This window comes from Paenibacillus cucumis (ex Kampfer et al. 2016), from assembly GCF_019748695.1.
GTDB classification, from domain to species: domain Bacteria; phylum Bacillota; class Bacilli; order Paenibacillales; family Paenibacillaceae; genus Paenibacillus; species Paenibacillus polysaccharolyticus.
Map to the genome: position 1 here is coordinate 16,613 of NZ_JACLIC010000020.1, position 19,617 is coordinate 36,229.

General features: G+C 42.4%; 17 protein-coding genes and 1 pseudogene. 14 read left to right on the forward strand and 4 right to left on the reverse strand.

The genetic code is table 11. The features are described from left to right. Positions 1–438 precede the first annotated feature (438 nt). The 6 genes and pseudogenes from H7T88_RS11720 to H7T88_RS11745 all read left to right on the forward strand — a co-directional run. Positions 439–672 carry a hypothetical protein gene (locus H7T88_RS11720; protein ID WP_221788568.1) on the forward strand — a complete coding sequence of 78 codons (234 nt, stop codon included), beginning with the start codon at positions 439–441 and terminating at the stop codon, positions 670–672. A gap of 492 nt (positions 673–1,164) precedes the next feature. Next, on the forward strand, positions 1,165–1,716 hold the full coding sequence (locus H7T88_RS11725) for a hypothetical protein (protein WP_221788569.1): 552 nt from the start codon (positions 1,165–1,167) through the stop codon (positions 1,714–1,716). A gap of 9 nt (positions 1,717–1,725) precedes the next feature. Next, positions 1,726–3,012: a hypothetical protein gene (locus H7T88_RS11730; protein WP_221788570.1), complete on the forward strand. Its 1,287-nt coding sequence runs from the start codon at positions 1,726–1,728 to the stop codon at positions 3,010–3,012. An 84-nt stretch (positions 3,013–3,096) separates the two neighbouring features. Continuing rightward, the gene (locus tag H7T88_RS11735; protein ID WP_221788571.1) at positions 3,097–3,633 is read left to right on the forward strand and encodes a hypothetical protein; all 537 of its coding nucleotides are present in this window, start codon (positions 3,097–3,099) and stop codon (positions 3,631–3,633) included. 399 nt (positions 3,634–4,032) lie between these two features. Continuing rightward, positions 4,033–5,058 carry a DUF4062 domain-containing protein gene (locus tag H7T88_RS11740; protein ID WP_221788572.1) on the forward strand — a complete coding sequence of 342 codons (1,026 nt, stop codon included), beginning with the start codon at positions 4,033–4,035 and terminating at the stop codon, positions 5,056–5,058. A gap of 437 nt (positions 5,059–5,495) precedes the next feature. Beyond that, positions 5,496–5,678: pseudogene (locus H7T88_RS11745) on the forward strand (YebC/PmpR family DNA-binding transcriptional regulator); the annotation flags it as partial. 190 nt (positions 5,679–5,868) lie between these two features. On the opposite strand, the gene H7T88_RS11750 reads toward H7T88_RS11745, so the two are convergent. The 4 genes from H7T88_RS11750 to H7T88_RS11765 all read right to left on the reverse strand — a co-directional run bounded on the left by H7T88_RS11750 (position 5,869) and on the right by H7T88_RS11765 (position 8,731). Beyond that, a complete protein-coding gene (locus H7T88_RS11750; protein WP_221788789.1) occupies positions 5,869–6,363 on the reverse strand; it encodes a DMT family transporter in 495 nt (164 codons plus the stop codon). 18 nt (positions 6,364–6,381) lie between these two features. After that, on the reverse strand, positions 6,382–7,080 hold the full coding sequence (locus tag H7T88_RS11755; protein WP_221788574.1) for a Crp/Fnr family transcriptional regulator: 699 nt from the start codon (positions 7,078–7,080) through the stop codon (positions 6,382–6,384). A gap of 33 nt (positions 7,081–7,113) precedes the next feature. Continuing rightward, positions 7,114–7,539 (reverse strand): DMT family transporter, encoded by a 426-nt coding sequence (locus tag H7T88_RS11760; RefSeq protein ID WP_090924008.1) that lies wholly within the window; start codon positions 7,537–7,539, stop codon positions 7,114–7,116. 367 nt (positions 7,540–7,906) lie between these two features. Beyond that, positions 7,907–8,731: a Nif3-like dinuclear metal center hexameric protein gene (locus H7T88_RS11765; protein ID WP_260510859.1), complete on the reverse strand. Its 825-nt coding sequence runs from the start codon at positions 8,729–8,731 to the stop codon at positions 7,907–7,909. Between the two features lie 381 nt (positions 8,732–9,112). Here H7T88_RS11765 and H7T88_RS11770 point away from each other — a divergent pair, with 381 nt between their 5' ends. The 8 genes from H7T88_RS11770 to H7T88_RS11800 all read left to right on the forward strand — a co-directional run bounded on the left by H7T88_RS11770 (position 9,113) and on the right by H7T88_RS11800 (position 19,583). After that, positions 9,113–9,709, forward strand: a complete 597-nt coding sequence (locus tag H7T88_RS11770; protein WP_221788576.1) for a biliverdin-producing heme oxygenase — start codon at positions 9,113–9,115, stop codon at positions 9,707–9,709. Positions 9,710–9,796: 87 nt separating this feature from the next. Continuing rightward, positions 9,797–11,929, forward strand: a complete 2,133-nt coding sequence (locus tag H7T88_RS11775) for a PAS domain-containing protein (protein WP_260510860.1) — start codon at positions 9,797–9,799, stop codon at positions 11,927–11,929. A 12-nt stretch (positions 11,930–11,941) separates the two neighbouring features. After that, positions 11,942–12,337 carry a diguanylate cyclase domain-containing protein gene (locus H7T88_RS28720; protein WP_260510861.1) on the forward strand — a complete coding sequence of 132 codons (396 nt, stop codon included), beginning with the start codon at positions 11,942–11,944 and terminating at the stop codon, positions 12,335–12,337. Between the two features lie 217 nt (positions 12,338–12,554). Beyond that, positions 12,555–14,135 (forward strand): TerB N-terminal domain-containing protein, encoded by a 1,581-nt coding sequence (locus H7T88_RS11780; protein WP_221788577.1) that lies wholly within the window; start codon positions 12,555–12,557, stop codon positions 14,133–14,135. A 5-nt stretch (positions 14,136–14,140) separates the two neighbouring features. Next, a complete protein-coding gene (locus H7T88_RS11785) occupies positions 14,141–15,532 on the forward strand; it encodes an ATP-binding protein (protein ID WP_221788578.1) in 1,392 nt (463 codons plus the stop codon). Next, positions 15,529–17,736: a DEAD/DEAH box helicase gene (locus tag H7T88_RS11790; RefSeq protein WP_221788579.1), complete on the forward strand. Its 2,208-nt coding sequence runs from the start codon at positions 15,529–15,531 to the stop codon at positions 17,734–17,736. The genes H7T88_RS11785 and H7T88_RS11790 overlap by 4 nt, the downstream gene beginning before the upstream one ends. A 353-nt stretch (positions 17,737–18,089) precedes the next feature. Beyond that, positions 18,090–19,055, forward strand: a complete 966-nt coding sequence (locus H7T88_RS11795) for an EamA family transporter (protein ID WP_221788580.1) — start codon at positions 18,090–18,092, stop codon at positions 19,053–19,055. 102 nt (positions 19,056–19,157) lie between these two features. After that, entirely contained in the window at positions 19,158–19,583 is a 426-nt protein-coding gene (locus H7T88_RS11800; RefSeq protein WP_154984154.1) for a cupredoxin domain-containing protein, read from the forward strand. The last annotated feature ends 34 nt before the right edge of the window (positions 19,584–19,617 follow it).

Genomic DNA, 19,617 nt, shown 5'->3' on the forward strand with positions numbered 1-19,617 from the left:
ATATAAGGAGTGGGTTTTTTGTTATCAGAAGATGTTTACAAAGAGTTGTTCTTTGAATTGGGGGTTAAGAATTACTGTATATGTACCATAAATGTTTACAGAAAAAATAAAGAGATTATATTTACAAAATTTTCATAAAATTAAAACAACTTAACCTTTAATTGTTCGTAATGCTAATTCCTGATTAGGAGATTCTGAGAAGTAAATATCAGAGGTTTTAAGATTATTGGATATTTTAGGGGGGGGGTAATCTAAGGATGAATGATATAATAAATTTAATTTAATTAGATTGTTTTATCTTAGAAGGGTATAAGCCTTTAATAATAGGAGTAAATAATTTACTAACACTTTAGTCAACTAATCTGATTCATTTTACTGAATGAGATTCTAGAATCCAAAGTTAAAACTAATAAAAAGGTGTGTTAGAAAGAAATGCCTATGGAACAATGGAGATGGGATTATATTGAACTCAACATGGTTGAGTTTAACAGAAGTTTGCATAGTGGAGGTCTTGCAAGCAAGCGATTTACAAAGTTCTATCACTGGTATTATCACCCCTTCTTAGATATTTTTGCACCAAGCAAATTTATCGGATATTATAGTACTACCCATGAGAACTACACTGGGGATGGAGACGGGGGACAAACCCAAAAAATACTGAAAACACTTTAATCCCGTAACTGTCATAGCATTGTACATTATCGTAGAAATGAACCACTTACAATGGAACAGTTATGTGGATTAGTTAAGAATCACTGATTTTCTGAGAGCAGCTGATTCCATAAATGTCATGTTTTTGGCTAAATTTAGTGTTTCACTATTTTTATAATTTCGTGCAACATATTCTTGAGCTTCTCCTCTGAGTTGATAAAATGTTTATCGTCTATTTCATATTGTATTTAATCAGAAGTTGGTTTCAAAATCCCCAAGACATCTATTAAACTTTTCTTGCTGTTTTTTTGCATTCGTACCATTGATATTGTTGTTACTTTCAATTTGTGACTCATTTTTCTCATAGCCCATTCTTTTTCTGGGGGAGAGAAAGTAAATTGATCATATATTTAGTTTTAACAATTTACAACAAGTTGTTGCGAAAAATCGAATAGCTGGTAGGTAAAAGAAATTAAGAATAAAGTACAAAAGCATTCTGAGGAGAGTGAAAGGATGGCACAGAAGCTAAAAGAAATACTAACAGAACTTACAGGTATTTCGGCTAAAGTGGTTTTAGATGATTGGACATGGGGAGTCTTCGGTTATAAAAAAAGACCCAAAAGAGGAGCGTTATTCACAAAGTTCATTAAGAAAACTAAGGTAATTAGAGAAACGTTTCTAGTACGAGAATTTTTTATTATGTGTAGCTCTTCTGGAATTGTTGAAATCTCAAAAAAGGTTGATGAAGAGACACTATCGAAAGTGATTAGTTTTGTTGTAAACGATCTCCTTAACTATGACGGTATAACGGGGGCTTTTAGGTTCAATTCAAGAAGAGAAGCAGAAAACTACATAATAGATGGAATTTATGATTATGTGAATGTGGAATTAAATGAATTTAATTCGATTTTTTTTAATCGTGCACAAATTTACACTGAAAAATATATAAATAATGGGTGGTTTATAAGTGCTGCTCGACTTGTAATAGAGTCACATAGTCCGATAGTAATCATAAACGAAACAACGAAAAAGTTACTTGATGATCAGATTGACTACAATTTATAGGGGGAAAAAATGAGCCAAAGAAAAAAACTAAAACCAACCGGGTTAACAAGTAAACTTAGAGATATCCCAAGTATAAAGAAAATTGATGAATTGGTTCAGGGTGCAAAAGCCTTTGAACAAGCGATACCAGTGCTTGGACCCTTTTTAGATGTGATTGGTGTTGATGTAGATAAAGTAAAGGAGGGGTTCGGGAATATTGATTTTGAAAAAGGTGAAAAATTATTGAGTTTGCCAGATCGATTTAATGAATTGTTCGCGGATCACGGATGGATTATCTACGACACAATGAGCGTTACTGTAGCAGAAAATGCTATTGAAAAAGCAGAAGCAGGAGATTTTGCAGGAGCAGAAGAGGTTTTGAGTAATTACTACAATAAAGAAACAATTGAAATGAAACTACTAGTTGACTTGAATAAAATAAAAGCATTCGAGCCTCGTATGCGTTTAATAAAATTAGCATTAGATGACTATCTAGCAGGAAGGTATCATGCCTCCATTCCAGTTGTCTTAGCATTAACGGATGGACTGGTAAATGATCTACATCCAGACCATAGTGGGATTTCAGCAGAAAAAACCACGTTGCAGGCATGGAATTCTATTGCTGCCAATAGTCAAGGGCTAGATAAACTAAAGGGCATATTATTTACAGGTAGAAGAAAAACTAGAACAGAACAAATTACACTTCCTTACAGACACGGCATACTTCATGGAACTGATCTAGGTTACGATAATATTACTGTAGCAGCGAAAACATGGGCACTACTTTTTGCCGTAGGTGATTGGGCAACAAAAGTTGAAAAAGGAGAAATTGATGCCCCAGAAGAGGCTCCACCAATGACGTTATCTGACTTAGCAGAGAGATTAGAAAAAAGCGAGTCACTTAATGTTGAGTTGGAAAATTGGATACCTAGAAGTTCCATATCTATTGATCCAGAAAATTTTGAAGTGGGTTCTCCAGAATATGCACTGAATGAATTTTTGAATTATTGGATGAAGAAGAATTATGGGAAAATGGCAGAGATACTCCCGCTAAGTAAAAGTGAGGTGAAACCGCCTTTACGAATTAAAAAACATTTTCAGGAAAGATTCCTTAAATCATTTAAATTTAATTCAATTGATGATGTTGCTCTGGGAAATACAACTATTGAGGTAAATCTAGAGATAGAAAAAAGAACACGAGTAGAAAAGAAAAATTACCGTTTTATTATGTTGTCTCAAGATGAAAATGGAAGAATTGTTAGTAGAAACGATAAAAATGCAATATGGGTTAGTAATGATTGGAAAGTATTCTTATAGAGTCATTGATATTTTTTTAATATGACTTTCCCGATACCTGTGTAATTTTAGCTGTATTATTTTAAAGAGGACTGAGGTTCACATATGAAGAAAATAACCGCTGAGAATTACTTTAAACCGGATGCTATAATTAAAGACTTTGGAGTAGTGAACTTTGAGACAGGTGAGCAGTGGACTATTACTGAGGTCGATATTCTAAATTATGTTGATAGAATCAAAATTGATGAGAAAGTTCCTGATGATATAAAAGAATTGATTGAAGTTTCTAAGGCATTGTATGCTTATGGTTACTTATATTGGACTTTTTTTACTCTTTCACAAGAGCAAACTTATAAAGCGTTTGAAGCTTCAATATCTATTGCACATAAAACAGTTTATGGATCTAATTATAGCACTAGAGGTAATAAAAGACTTCAGCTTTCAGATATGATCCAAAGGCTTATAAACAGAGAGATTATCCCACATGAAAATAAAGCCAAGTATGATGCTATTAGAGGACTAAGAAACATGTCATTTCATCCGTCCATGCAATCGCAATGGGGGCTAATTGCCTACGACACTGTTTTTCAGATAGTAGGAGAAATAAATAAGCTGTTTCAATCTTTAGAAAAGAATAATTAAAGGTATTTTTTATAAGGGTAGTGATGAGATGAACGTCTGACTTTAGATACGATATTGATAATGCTAGTCAAGATGAACAAATTAGGAAGTGAGTTATAGAATGCTTTCTTCATTTACTACAAAGGAAAAATTTGAGATGGTAAGCAAGCATGATTTTCATCACTACCTAATAGTAACTTTGTTGAAATGATAGTATTAAGAACAGCTTAAATTGAAGCTTTTCAAGTCCACTTTTATGTGGAGTCGAGCGTCTGTACCACTTTATATCTACTTTGTGTTTAAGCATTATGGTCAAATCTATAGAGCAAGGTTGTGGACTCCATCGCATTAATTGTGTTTGTTTATATAAAGGGAACTTCTAAATTATAAAATCTTATGAATCGTTAAGGAGATTGTTGTATGGAAAAGAAATTACAAGTTTTCATATCTTCTACATATTTAGACTTGAAAGAAGAACGACAAAAAGCAGTAGAAGCAGTGCTAAGAGCTGGTCATATTCCTGCAGGCATGGAACTATTCACAGCATCGAGTAAAAGTCAGTGGGAAGTCATTGAAGAGTGGATTAAGGAATCTGACATATTGATGCTTATTTTTGGTGGGAAATATGGTAGTGTTGAGCTTGACAGCGGCAAGAGTTATACTCAATTAGAATATGAATTTGCAATAAAACACCATATTCCTGTATTCGCAATTGTTTTAGGAGAACAATATTTAGCACGTAAGAAGGCAGATGATTATAAGCTTGAAATTTATGAAAAAGATGTTAAAGAACCTCAGATTGTAAAATATGAAGAATTTAAACTGAAAGTTTCAAGAAATTTGTATAAATCAATCACAAATATTGATCAAATTTCTAATGAAGTTACTCTTGTACTTCATCGATTTATGGCTAAAGATGCTACCGAATACAATTTTAGAGGTTGGGTTAGGGCACAGCAGATTGAAAAAGAGAATGTTGCTTCTAGTATTAATCCTAAGTTGCTTGAAAAGGACGAGAGTTTATTAGAAAAAGTTATCTTTAAAATTGAGAATGGTTCTTTTATCGAAAATATTGAAATCATAGATGCTTATTGTGCTTATCAGTCAGAAGCAAGACAAGATATTGAAAACTTAATTATCTTTTCAGAAGAACCTTCAAGTAGATTTTATACTGAAGGGCTGCAAGAGCTTTTCGAAGTATTGATTAAACAGTTAAAAAAATACAACTTATTCTTGGTTACACATTTTTTCACTATAAGAGGTGCTGGTTCAAGAGATGGTAGGAAATATCTATATCCTGATTTAAACATAGATTTATCAAACGCTAATATAGAAGCGATGGAAAAGTATGATGGGTATTTGTCTAAGTTAAATGCCTTGTCTAGAGAAACTATTTCCTTTATAAGAGAATTTGTCCATCAGTCAAGAATTGAACTCTACCAATAACTCGACATTTTTATTGTGTTCAACAAATATTCGAATACTGTGGGGAAACCACTTATTGTAAACAAAGAACAACAATAACTTTATACTGGAAATTGAGAAAATTTGTAAAATAAGTGGTCATTGTAAATCAATTTAATATAATAATAGAGACTATTTCTACATAGCGTCAGAATAAGTGGGTGTAGGTTTCAACGCAGCTACTGGCGCAGTGAGTTATCATGATCTAAGCGGGGTTTAGTTGACCCAGCGATAGTAATTCGTTCTGCAAAACGATGCTTCCGTACTAGCAATGTTGCTGACTACAGAAGTGGTTAATACTGACCAAACTAACTGGCTTTCTTGAAGATGGATACACATGCTATGATGGTAAAATCATTCATAATTTGGTATGATAAACGTATAAATTTCATACAAAAAGTGAGAATCACAAACTATAGATTGTATACGCAGAACCAGACCAATTCCACGCGGTACAAGAAGCATTTAAGGTTGCTGGTGTGAACGAGTTCACAGTAGCCGAGCTGACGATGCTGGCGCAAAACCACGTTGAATTGCCTGCGGATGCCCAAGTTCAATTCGAGAAGCTGATTGATGCACTTGAAGATTTGGAAGATGTGTAGTAGGTCTACCATAACGTGAAGTTTGTGTAAGCGGTCAAGCGACTACGACTAACGCCTTTTGATATTTTGATTGGTTTACACATTTTTCGAGCAAGATACTTAACTTATTTATTTATGCTCTAAAATGTTTGAATTAAAAAGAGTGTCTATCCAATCCATTTCGATTGGGAGACACTCTTTTAGTTTATGTTTAAGATTTACTCGGCACAGTGTGGGCTTGCTTATCCGATGAATCGGATGTTTCTATTTTTAGTCCGCCAAATTTGAAGAGCACGATGCCACCTACAATGACAAGTACACCAATAAGTTGGTTCCATGAGAACGGAATTTGCTCCAGACCGAGCCAGCCCATCGAATCAAATAGTAAAGCGAAGCTTAACTGAGAGGTTAATACGATGGAAATCGCATAAGTTGGTCCGAGTAACTTCATGCCTTGAACGAGACAGAAGACGACGCCTACACCAATCGCACCACTCAGCCAGTACCACGACTGCATGTGCTGAATGCTAAATGTATTTTTTCCTTCAACGAGTAAGGAGATTACAAAAGAAGCAATAAATCCGGTAAATAACACCATCGTTGTGGTCGACCATGAACCGGTGCGTTCATTGACTTTACTATTAAATATCGTTTGCAGACTGACCAGTGAACCTGCCAGAAGCGCAAGTAAAATACCTGTAATGATCATGTATGTCCTAACTCCTTATTCATAAATGTTGTGTCCCGCAATGTGTCTAAGGCCTGCACGATTTTTAATGCGGATTAATCCTTGATCCCGTTGAATATAACCGTCAGCACATAGCTTCTGAATCACCCGATTCAAATGGCGATAACTGGTGCCGATCAGGTTGGCGATGTCCGTCAGGTTAAAAGCATCCAGTTCCTCATGCAGTACGGTTCCGCCTTCATCCGTTGAGATGGATAACAGATAACTGGCTAAGCGAACATCTACCGGATACATCAGATTAAAGTTCGAAAAGTTCGAATCAATGTAAAACTTGTGTGAGATGATTTTTAGCAAAAATTGCAGTAATGGTGCGTAATCATGGGCAAGCTCAGTAAGCCAGCGATAATGAATACGTAGCATCACAACGGGGGACACCGCCTGAACGGTGTTAACGATGTTACTTTCACGCACATACTCGATGTCTCCGACCACTTCAAGCGGTGTCTTGAAACAGAGCACGAGTGTTTTGTCTTGTGGAGAGGTGGTGAAAATTTTAATTTTCCCCTCTACCAGGACATATAAGTATTCGGAAGCTTCGCCTTCGCGGCAGATCAGCTCACATTTATCGAATTGACATAGGGTCATATGAGGACGCAGGTGTTCGTGAAAAACCGCCTCCAATTGATACTGTTTCAAATAGTCCATAATTTGCTGGGATTGATGAATCTCTTCCATGCGGTTCTCACCTCTGCGTTAATTGTAATGAAACTACAGCTTCATGATGATGACACCGGCGATCATTAGAGCAATACCTAGGAATTGCGGCAGTTTCATTTTTTGTTTAAGCACGCCGAACCATCCATTGCTGTCGATCAAAAAAGTTAGAAACAATTGGGCAATCAACAATGCCGAGATCGTAAAAGTGACGCCAATTTGCTGAATCGCAGAGACTTCACTGAAAATAATAACCGCACCAAATGCGCCTCCGGCAAGATACATCGGTTTAACCTGTTTAATTCCCTGAAGATTGGTGTCCCGCACAAACATCAGGATGATCGCCGCGAGTATAAATCCCGTTAACTGGGTGATCGAGGCGGCCTGCCATGTGCCTATATCTGTACTGATTCTGGTGTTAGCAACCCCTTGTAGCGTAATGCAGGCTCCGCCCAGCAAGGCAAAAATAATCCCTCTCATCTTTCTCCGTACACTCCTTCAATGCATGACTTCGACTTCTATTAAATGATAAATATCTCCAAACAGCCAAGGACAAATGTCCTGAGTCTGAAATTTACAGCATCTAGCGTACACTAAAGCTTCAGGATATTCCAGAAAAGCAAGAAAAGAAGTAGCTATGGAAGGTAGGAAGGGGAGGAAGGGGAGGAAGAAAGAAGTGGATTAACGATCCCAGGAACGCTATTCCACCAAACGAGGTCAAAACGCTGGATATGTGGAAAAATGGAGGAGATAGGGTCAATGAGGATCGTCATTTTTATAAATGAGACAAGTTACTTAAAAAGGTATGTCAGCTGTAGTTCAATATGTTCTCTAACCTAGCCTAACATTAAAACACCTTAAATACAGGCTGTTCCTTCACAAAAGTAATTTTGGTCTCTGGAAAAGACTCCTTCAGTCTGTCCGCCAAAAGCTTCATTCCCGGGGCCTCACTTTCGGCATGTCCAACCATGATGAGTGCTTTGGATTTACCTTGCTGCACAGCATCACGAACATATTCAGGCGTTTCCCATTCAAATCCTTCCCCTGCGATAATCAGATCCACCTGTTCATTCTGAAGAAGAGGTATCGTGACGGGTCCATTTCCACGAAATCCAACCAGAACGGCAGCGCGTCTGCAAACGATTTCAGAATTGCCCGCAATGCGGACATAGTCAATACCCAGACGTTGCTTTAAATGTTGAGCAATTTCCTGAACGGTCATTCCTTCTGGAAATGTAACTATATCCGACTCTGCCGTTCGCCCGCTCAGATATGTAATCCAGCCAAGCTCCTGAATGAGTCCATCTGTAATGCCATCTGGCTCGAAACGGTGGATTATATCATGGCAACGAAAAAGAGCAATGCCTGCTTGGTCGATCAATGTTCTTTTATCCGTATAAACGGAATTGTTCACAAGCCAGTCGGTCGCACTGTGATGATTATAAAATGGGGATTCATGGGCAATAATCAGATTAGCTCCGACCTGAATAGCCTGTTCAATGACCTGTTGTGTAGGCATAAAAGCAACTACAATGCCAGTCACAAACTGATTCGGTGAACCCGTGATCAGCTGATCCACTGTATTTTCCGGAAGTGTTATCCCCTCTGTGAGGTGCAGTATAATCTCTTGAACCGTGAGTTCCTTAGGTCCTGTCATATCTTTAATTTCCATTAGCTTCATTCCTCCAAAATAAGGATATAGTGTTAGTGTATCATCTTCATAGGTAAAAACCAGCTATACATACGATACTTCATTACCCTGAAAATGAACGATTTTCAGATAGACTCTATGGTGCTCTAGGCATGCTCAGGTCCGTGTCTACCCTATGTTTAACCCAGGCTTACAGCACATCCATCCATTCCGCAGTTAACCTAACAACGTAAGTTTACAACCAGCTCACAAGCCTCTTGAATTCATGTAGTTTTCTGATACGAGAAACCGTATACTTACATAGAGTCTTTTTTGAATCAGGTAAAATTTACTATATTCGCAATAGATTCTTACGCTAATCATAGCCTGGATTCACATCACGATACGAAAGGGGATAACGACATGACGGCAGTTAGTATTATGGAACGCCTGAAGAGTGAGACAGCACATTATCATAGACAAGTAGAACAGAACCCCTATGCGAAAGCAATTATGGATTCAACCATAACGATTGAACAATATAGAGTGTATTTGGAGAAATTCTACGGTTTCCTAAAACCTTTGGAGGATCAAGCGATAGCGCAGTCTTTTTGGGCGGAAACAGGATTGGATATCGATGTACGAGGCAAGGCTGGTTTATTAGAGCAAGATCTGAGGGATCTTGGCTTAAGCGAGGAGCAGATCAAGCAAATTCCACAATGCGACGGCAAGAATTTACCCGACATTTCAACACCTGCACGACTATTCGGATATCTCTATGTCATTGAGGGCTCAACCAACGGTGGACAGATCATGACCAAACGGTTGTCACAATTTTTGCCTATAGAGGCGGATCGTGGACTGCAATATTTCAACGCATACGGCACACAGACACGCACAAGATGGAGCGAGTTTGTGGAATTGTTACAACAATCGATTCAGACATCCGAGGATGAAGACAGCGTTTTGCATACGGCTTCGGAGACATTCAGGCTACTGGATCAGTGGATTAATACGTAAGAATTACGCCAAAAACACCCGATTAGCTACCCGACGTAAGTTCTGTAACAATGAAACAACACATGCTGAGAGGGGATATTTAAGTTCATGGCTGAACCTAGGTCGAGGCAAGAAATGAGTCTGCTTAACCGCACCTTACTCCCGCAAGGGACATATACCAATGATCCGATCGACCTGAATAACTGCGACAAGGAGCCTATTCATATTCCTGGCTTTATCCAGCCACATGGCGTGCTTCTGGCTATCGATCCCAGAGGGACAGCAACCATTGTGCAGTGTAGCCAAAATACACATGATCATCTGGGCATAGATTACTCAGATATTTTAGGTATGCCTCTAAGCGACTTGATCGCTGAAGAAGATGTAAACAAGCTCCTGAACAACCGCTCGAACGCAGCTGTAACGTCAGACTTGCATTATATGGATCTGATTATAGAAGTGGCAGGGGAAGAGAAAGTTTTTTCAACGGTCCTGCATGAGAGCGAAGGTCTGTTAATTCTTGAAATCGAGCCTTATTATGAAAAAGAAAACATCGAATCCAACGATTTTGAATGGATATCCCGTTTCTTCGGAAGAATCAAAAGCACGGACAGCCGCGTGGATGCGAGCCAGATTGCGGCTGAACAAGTCAAAGAAATGCTTGGATATGACAGAGTCATGATCTATGAATTTGACGAGCAATGGAACGGCAAAGTGATTGCGGAAGCGCGCGAACCGGAACTCGAACCATTTCTAGGGCATCACTATCCGGCCTCGGACATTCCCAAGCAAGCAAGGGAACTATATCTTCGTAACTGGCTACGTACCATTGTCAACGTGGATTATACGTCTGTTGAAATCGTACCAACGTTGCAGCCCCTTACAGGCAAACCTTTGAATTTAAGTCTGTCTGTGTTGCGGAGTGTATCTCCGCTTCATATTGAATATTTGCAAAATATGGGCGTGGGAGCTACCGTGACCATTTCGCTCATCCATGATAATCAACTCTGGGGACTTATTACGTGTCATCATTATTCTGCAAGATACGTCCCGCATCGTGTTCGTAATCTGTGTAACTTCCTGGGAGCCTTTTTCTCTAATGAATTGTTCCAGCGTCAACAGCTGGATGATTACCAGGCAGAGATCAACTCCCGTGAGGCTGCTACGCGGATCGTTAACATTTTCATCGGCAATACAAGCCCGGCGCGAGTGGTGGAAGAGCTGCAAGGAGAGCAGGAAACCATTCTTAGGTTAATGAATGCATCCGGTGCGGCAATTTGTTACCAGGACAAGTTGCTGTTATTCGGTGAGACTCCGACAAATGGACAGATTCGTGAATTGGCCGGATGGCTGGCTGGACAGGCAGAGGATCACAGCTATCACACGTCGAAGCTGAGTCTGGAATACGAGACAGCCAAGCGATATCAAGATGTAGCCTCCGGGGTTATTTATGTTGCCATCTCACCGGGTCACCACAACTATATGTTATGGTTCCGTCCCGAGGTAGTTCAGGTGGTCGAATGGGCTGGTGATCCGGCGAAAGCCGTGCTGAAGACGGATGATGGTGTACGTTTGTCTCCGCGGAAATCGTTTGAAAAATGGAGGGAGGTTGTGCAATCGACCTCCTATCCATGGACAACGAGAGAACTGAGCATATTACCTTTGCTAAAGTCTATTGTGCGTCGTCAGACGGAAAATCAGCTGGCTCAAGCGGAGGAGCACGCTTTTCAGAATGCCCGTATTTTGAAGCGGAACGAGCAACGTTATTTGCAATTGATGGACTTCTCGCCTGTTGCCTTTTTCACACTTACCGAAGGGCGGATTATTTACTGTAACAGGATGGCGGCCGAACTGTTTGGATATGAAAGTACAGGCAGTCTGATCGGGAAGAGTTTCAACGATTTTTTGCCTGATAATACAAGGGACATACTACGGCAAGACTTTGAAAAATTGCAGCTCGACATCACAAGTTTGATGAACAATCAGTTGTATTTTACAACAGCTTCTGGCATGTCTTTGCTCTTTGAGATTACGATGGCCTCCGTCGTTCATGCAGGCAAACCTTCCGTCATGTTGTTGCTTCGCAGCAGAACTTCACAGCAAGAGCAGGATGATTATAGCGAAACAACAAACCAATTACGCAATTACCTGACCACTGATCCGTTAACCGATATGCCTGTTCAAACGGTGTTCAAGCAGCAGCTTGAAGAGGATTGGAATGATTGCTTGCAGGACAACTGAAGTCTGGGGCTGTTGATCATTGATATTGACGATTTTCGTTCTTATAATACTGCGTATGGCCTGCAAGGTGGCGACCTGTGTTTACAGTGGATTGGAGAGGTGCTGACGGTGGTTAGTGAGCAGCATAATGCTCTCATTTCCCGCCAGCGCGGAGGTACGTTTATGTTGAAAATAAAAGACACAACGTCAGCGCATTTAATGGAACTGGCTGAGGAGATCAGGCAACATGTGCTTGCTCTGCATATCCAGCGAGAGCTCACGGGTCAGAGTGGTGTGGTTACAGTCAGCGTTGGCGGGGCGGTTCTGCTTCCTGATGAGAATACTGTCGCAAGTGATTTGATCGAGCTGGCTACTCAAGCCCTGTCTCAAGCCAAGGAAGAAGGCAAAAATCGTACGCGAGTGGTTTGAGTTGAACGGATAAGTCCGCACTGTGTATCAAAAAAAGAGATTCAATTACCTGTAAAATAGATAGGAAATACAAAATAGAGAAGAGGGCAGTGATGCCTTCTTTTTTGTGTGAAAAGAAAGTATGATTTTGCCGCCCATAGAAGCTGGACAAGTGTTATAATGTTGCGTATGGATACACGTGTTCGTATTTTGCCCTGAAAGAGGTGGATTCAATTCCATGAGAGATCATTCGGAACAGCTGGAATTCATGGAGATTGATCTAAGTGAAGATACAGAGACAACCTCGATTCGTATACCTGATCGTTCATCTATAGAGAACCAGACTCGTCAACCACACAAGTCGCAGGGAGCTGTATTGTCTTCGGAGAAGCGATTTGTGGAGGAAGCTAGACGCCTTGCAGAAGTTACGGGAGAAGAAACTTCACCTGTTCCCTTTATGAGTTACTGGCCGACGTATGGGGTGATGAATGATGCACAGCTGGAATGGTATTTGTACTGGAGAACGGAGGTGCGCCAGGAAAGATACCTGGATGTCGACCTGTCGTATCTGTTTGTTCATGTTTACGAGTTGATTAACGGGATCGGCTGGTTACATCCAGAGGATGGTTATCACCAATTAAAACGATTATGGTTGAATTACCGAGAGCGGCTTCCTCAGCTTCATGTTTATATGCAGGAATGGATGGTCGATTACGTTCTGGTTCACGATCTTCATACATTGCTTCATGATGTGATGATGCTCTCGGATGGTTATTTGCCAGCATCATTGATGGACAAGGAATTAAAACGGGTGTTACAGGATAATGTCGCTGAGGTAACGCTGGATATGCTGAAATGGTACTTTGACTATGATGTTACTTTAAATGCCTTTTACCGGGATGGCGGCAAAGAATGGATGGCACGATATGTGCCCAAAGTGATGGCTGTGATGGATTCGTATTTGCAGCGGACGCAACAAAGAGGGCTGTTGCCTGAGCTTGAATCGAAAGCCGAGCAGACGGTGAAACGCACGCTGTTTCATAAAGCGGTATATGACGAGTCCATTTACGGCAGATTTGTTACGTTCACTCATGTTCCTCTCATATTGGAACGTGAATTTGTGCGGAGGTTAATCGGGATTTACCGCTGTACGGAAAATAAGCTGCGTGAACTGTTAGGCTTCCGGGGCCGTCTGCGAGGTAAAACGCTGGAGCCTGAGCTTGCCAGTGTGATTGAGCGTTATCTGGAAAGAGCTTTTGCCATGGAACAAGCTGAGGCTGTAACTGCGCCAGTCATTCAGATTGATACGGCCAAACTGGCTTCTTTGCAGAAGGATAGCGAATATGTGCGTAAGGCGTTGAGCATTGAAGATAGCGCACATTCCGAATCGGATAATGCTGAATCTGACCTTGAAGAAAACGCAGACGAGAATGAAAGACACGGAATGGATGAGCCGCTTTTCCAAGAACAGCAAAGTGGTTCATTATCGATCCTAGACAACGGGAGTCAGCCATCCATGAGTTCGGATCGTTGGAATGAAGTGCTTATATGGGACGAAGCTGCGGAAGCCCATGTACCAGAGGAGTGGCGAGAATTTGCTGAGAGGTTGGATGCCCGGCATGTAAGAGCCATCCACGCTTTACTTGGTGAACATCCGGATGGTGATTTGATGCGGCTTGCCGAAGAAACGGGAACGATGCCAGCTCTTTTACTAGATGAAATGAACGATATCGCTATGGAAACCATCGGAGATCTGCTGGTGGATGGTGACCGAATCGTTGCTGATTATATTGATGTATTTGAACATGTGAAGAGGTGATTGACATGACTGAGCATACAGTGAATGAACATCAAAAGATAGAACATCAACCAAACCAGCTTAAGATTCCAAAACGTTTGACCACCGCACTTGTGAATTCATTAACGGCAGGCGTCGTGCCACGGATTGGACTGGAGCAAATTGCTGTAGGGCGAAAGTCGGAAGTGGAAGCGATCCTACGAGACTTGGATAACATTGCTGAGGGCGGTGCGGCATTTAAACTGATTACTGGCCGTTATGGTAGCGGTAAAAGCTTTCTTTTGCAAATGATTCGAAATTATGCGATGGATCGTGAGTTTGTGGTTGCGGATGCGGATCTTTCTCCAGAGCGTAGACTTGTCGGCACAAAAGGGCAAGGTCTGGCAACTTATCGTGAGCTGATGACACGCTTGTCTACACGAACACGCCCGGATGGTGGGGCTTTGGAGCCTATTTTGCAAAAATGGATTGCAGGCTTGCAGCAAACAGCGATGACCCAGTTGAATATACGTCCAGATGATCCTGCGTTACCGCTGGAGGTAGAAAAACAGATTTACCTCGTGACGGGTGAAATGCAGAACCTGGTTCACGGTTTTGATTTTGCCAAAGTGCTGGCCTCTTACTGGAATGGTTACAAACTTGCGGATGATGACCTGAAACAGTCTGCACTCCGCTGGCTTCGGGGTGAATTCGCTACCAAAACGGAGGCGAAGAAAGAGCTTTCCGTGGGTGTCATTATCGATGATGATAACTGGTATGATTATTTCAAATTATGGTCTGAATTTACGGCACGTATCGGTTACAAAGGGCTGTTACTCTTTATCGACGAAGCTGTGAATCTGTATAAAATTACAAACAGCGTTTCGCGTCAAAGCAACTACGAGAAGTTGCTAACGATGTTTAATGATACGATGCAGGGGAAAGCCGAGCATCTGGGCATTTTTGTGGGGGGAACCCCTCAATTTGTGGAGGATGAACGCCGTGGTTTGTACAGCTATGAAGCGCTTCGATCCAGACTTATTGACGGTCGTTATGCCGCAAGTGCGTATGCGAATTATACGGGCCCCATTATCAAACTCGCGATGTTGTCGCATGAAGAAATTTTGATTTTGCTACAAAAGCTACGCCAGATTCATGCCCTTCATTTTGCATATACCGCTAGCTTGAGCGATGAACAATTAGTAGGTTTTATGCAAATGGCTGTGAATCGTTTGGGTGCGGATGAACTTTTGACAACACGAGAAGTGGTGCGTGACTTTATGGATGTGTTGCATACGCTACATCAGAATCCTGATGTGACTTACGAGCAGTTACTTGGTGAGCGTGCGGCTCTTTCCGATGGTTTGGCTCGTGGAGCCAAGGGTTCCCAAAAGGAATCCGATGAGCTTGATGATTTTCTTGCGGAGTTCGAACTATGAGTGAGAACCCAAATCCATTTTATAGACTGGCTCCGTTTGTGCAGGAATTTATTTATAAAAAAAGATGGGAATCGCTACGTCCTGCGCAGATTGAAGCGTGTAACATTTGTTTTCACACTCCGCACCACATGCTGATTGCGGCGGGGACGGCTTCCGGCAAGACGGAGGCCGCTTTTTTTCCAGCGTTGACTGAGCTTTATGATCAGCCTTCCAAGTCGGTGGGTATTCTGTATATTGGCCCTTTAAAAGCATTGATTAACGACCAGTTCGAACGACTCAAAGACTTGCTCACGGAAGGCAATATTCCTGTCTGGCACTGGCATGGGGATGTGCCGCAGGCTGAGAAAACCAAGCTGATGAAAAATCCGTCAGGTGTGCTGCAGATTACGCCCGAATCGCTGGAAGGGCTGTTGATGAATCGACCGAATGCGATTCCTGCGCTTTTTCATGATCTGCGCTATATCATTATCGATGAAGTGCATGCGTTCATGGGAGCGGATCGGGGCATTCAGGTGTTAAGCCAGCTGGCTCGAATTGAACGCATGGCTGGCTGTGCTCCTAGAAGAGTTGGATTATCCGCTACACTTAGCGATTATGAAGCAGCGACAGCTTGGCTTGCAGCAGGAACACGGCAAGGAGTCGATGTCGTATCCTCCCCGGGCGGACGTAAGCTGCGGCTCAGGGTGGAGCATTTTTCATTTCCGGATGCACAGAACGAAGAGCAGGCTGAGCAGCTTCATCATGCGCGTAAAGCCTATTACGACTTCATTTATGAGAGCACACATCGCAAAAAGGCTCTGATTTTCACCAACAGCCGCACGGATGCGGAAGTCACGATTCTGGAGATGCGCCGTGTTGCAGCACGTAGAGAAGAACGGGATGTGTTCCATGTGCATCATGGAAGTATATCGGCCATGCTGAGAGAAGAAACCGAAGCGGCTTTGCGGACAGGTCCGGGTCCGGCTGTCGCTGCTGCGACGGTTACGCTGGAACTTGGCATTGATCTGGGAGAATTGGAGCGTGTCGTTCAGCTTGGGGCACCTTATAGTGCTTCGAGTTTCGTTCAGCGGCTGGGTCGCTCGGGTAGGCGTGATGATATGGCATCGGAGATGCTTTTTGTATGCCCGGAGGAAGAAGACGAGGAAGCGCAGCTGCCGGCCCGTATGCCATGGACATTAATGCGTGCAATAGCGGTGATTGAGCTGTACGTTAAAACCAAATGGGTAGAGCCACTTGAAGCTCGGAAAATGCCTATTGGGGTTCTCTATCACCAGACGATGAGCATGTTGAAAAGTATGGGGGAGGCTGAGCCAAGAGAGCTTGCAGCCGCAATCCTCTCCCTGGCGCCTTTTTCAGAGATTACACCGGATCAATATCAAACGTTCCTGAATTACCTGATCGCGACAGATCATCTGCAATGGACGGAAGAACAGACGCTGATTATCGGACTCACGGGTGAAAAGATTGTAAACAACTACCGCTTCTATGCCGTGTTTAAAGACGATGAAGAGCATAAAGTACTGAACGGCTCGGAAGAGATCGGGTCAATCACGACCGTGCCGCCGCCGGGTTATTGTTTCTCTCTCGCAGGCAAGCTGTGGAAGGTAGAAGAGGTCGATCACAAGCACAAGGCCGTGTACGTGAAGTCCGCGAAAGGCAAAGTCGATACACTGTGGCTTGGTGCAGGAGGAGATATTCATACGGCGGTTGTACAAAAAATGCGCGAGGTGCTGTCCGAATCCGTGATCTACCCGTATCTGTCTCCACAAGCGGTGAACCGCTTGGAGCGTGCACGTCGCTTGGCTCGCGAGAGCGGATTGCTCAAACAGGTTGTCATTCCGGCAGGCGGGGATTCCATGTATGTGTTGCCTTGGGTGGGTAGCAAATCGTTTCGCACGCTGGAGCGGTTGATGAAACATAATTTGTCTGAAAGGCTCGCTTTGCGTTCCGTTGTGCCGATGGAACCATATTATTTTGTGGTATCAGGCAAAGTGGATGAACGAACCTTGTTAGCCGAGATGATGAGTGAGTGTCGAACGGCTCAGGATGCATCTGATTTGCTTGCTGCCGATGAAGCACCGTATCTTGGAAAATATGATGAGTTTATAGCACCACCCTTGATTCGTGAAGCTTTTGCAGTAGATGGGCTAGATCTCGAAGGATTGAAATCAGGATTGCAAAAGACGCTGGAGTGGGACAGCTAGTGGAGACATTGGAGTGAACAAATGAGAGTGGCCGTGTAAAGCTTTCATTTTTTAACGTTTAAAAATTGAAAAGAAATGGGTTGACACCACTTGACCTCCCATGTAATATATGAAAAGTCGTCACACATGAGCGATATTTAAATTGCATACTTCATTTCGTATAACCTCGCAGGCCGAAAGTGTACACAGGGCGAGGGTCTCTACGGGAAGCCTATACTTCCTAACTACGATGCCAGGGAATCAACATATTCCTTGCTCGGAGTTAGGATTTTTTTGCATTTAATACGTGGTTGTGACCTTACATGAACCCGGACACGGGGCGCATTATTGAATCATCGGGAGGTTAATTGCACATGAAATATTATTTGTCAGTCCTTGCAGGCGCGATGAGTTATGGTATTCTGTCCACCATTGTTGTACTGGCGTATGGCCAGGGATATCAACTTGGTGAGGTTGTGGGAACACAGCTGATTACCGGTTTCATCTTGTCGTGGATGCTGGCTTTATACACGCGTTTTAGAGCTAAACGCAAAGCACAGGCTGTTAGCCAAGTAAAGGTTACATCGGCTAGTCCTTCAAACATCTTCACACGTTTAACTTGGAAACAGCGTTTGATGCTGATGGCGGCTGGAACGCCAACGGTAATTACCGGACTCGTGTATTATCAATCGTTACGTTACATTCCGGCATCGCTTGCGATCATCCTGCTCTTCCAATTTACATGGATCAGCGTGCTGATTCAGGCGATTAGCAAACGTCAGCGTCCAGACAAAATCACGTTTCTGACCCTCTTTATTTTGTTTGGTGGAACCTTGCTGGCAGCAGGTTTTCTGGAACAGGGCATTAGTAATGTAAGTGGGATCGGGATTGCGCTCGGATTAATGGCAGCAGTTAGCTACTCCTTGTTTGTATTATTCAGCGGTAAAGCAGTTCCTTCTGCACACCCGGCATTTCGGAGTGCTTGGATGGTTACAGGCGGATTGATTCTGCTTTGCATTTTATTCCCGCCGACTTTCCTCTTTAACGGCCTGATCTGGAGTCAACTGCTTGGTTTTGGATTGTTACTTGGATTCTTTGGAGCTTTTATCCCGCCAGTGCTGTTCGCCATCGGCGTACCTCATATTGGTGGAGATATGGCGGGGATTCTGGGGGCAGTTGAACTTCCGGTTGCCGTGTTATTATCCTCCATCGTACTGCATGAGCATGTCAGCGCTCTACAGTGGTTTGGTGTCGTTATCGTACTGATTGGTGTGGCTCTCCCGGAATTGTATAAAATGAGGGCACGGCGAAGTCGGAGCACACCTGTATATTCCGGATAGCCCAGAGGGGTCATTTTCATTAAGTGCATAATGGGGTATGCTTGTAGAGTACATCCATCCACTTACGAATGAAGATGGGACAACGGAATAAGGAGTGTGTATATGAATAGCTGGTTTAAAAAAGCGTGGCCGTTCTTAACTCTGGGCGTGGCTGTAGTTGCTCTGCTCGGTGGATTTTTTGTATATTTCATGGGTAAGGACGTATCCCCGGGATCAGGCGGTTCAGTAACAGCAAAGATCGAGACACCGGAGGATTTGAAAGGATATGAGGTCATTAATGTGAACGTGAGCAACGATGGATTTGAGCCGAATGTCATTGAGGTGAAATCTGGAGTGCCTACGAAAATTAATTTTATCCTGACCCGAAGCGTGACACACGTCAAATCTGTCGCTGCAGAGAAGTTAGGCATGGATCTTTATATGCAAAAGGGAGATAACTACTACACGGTTGATCAGAACGTCGCTCCAGGGGAATACGAGCTTCACTGCGGGATGTACATGATCTATGGTACGATTAAGGTTATTTAAAGAGTCAGCGTAACGGATAGGGAATGTACGCCAG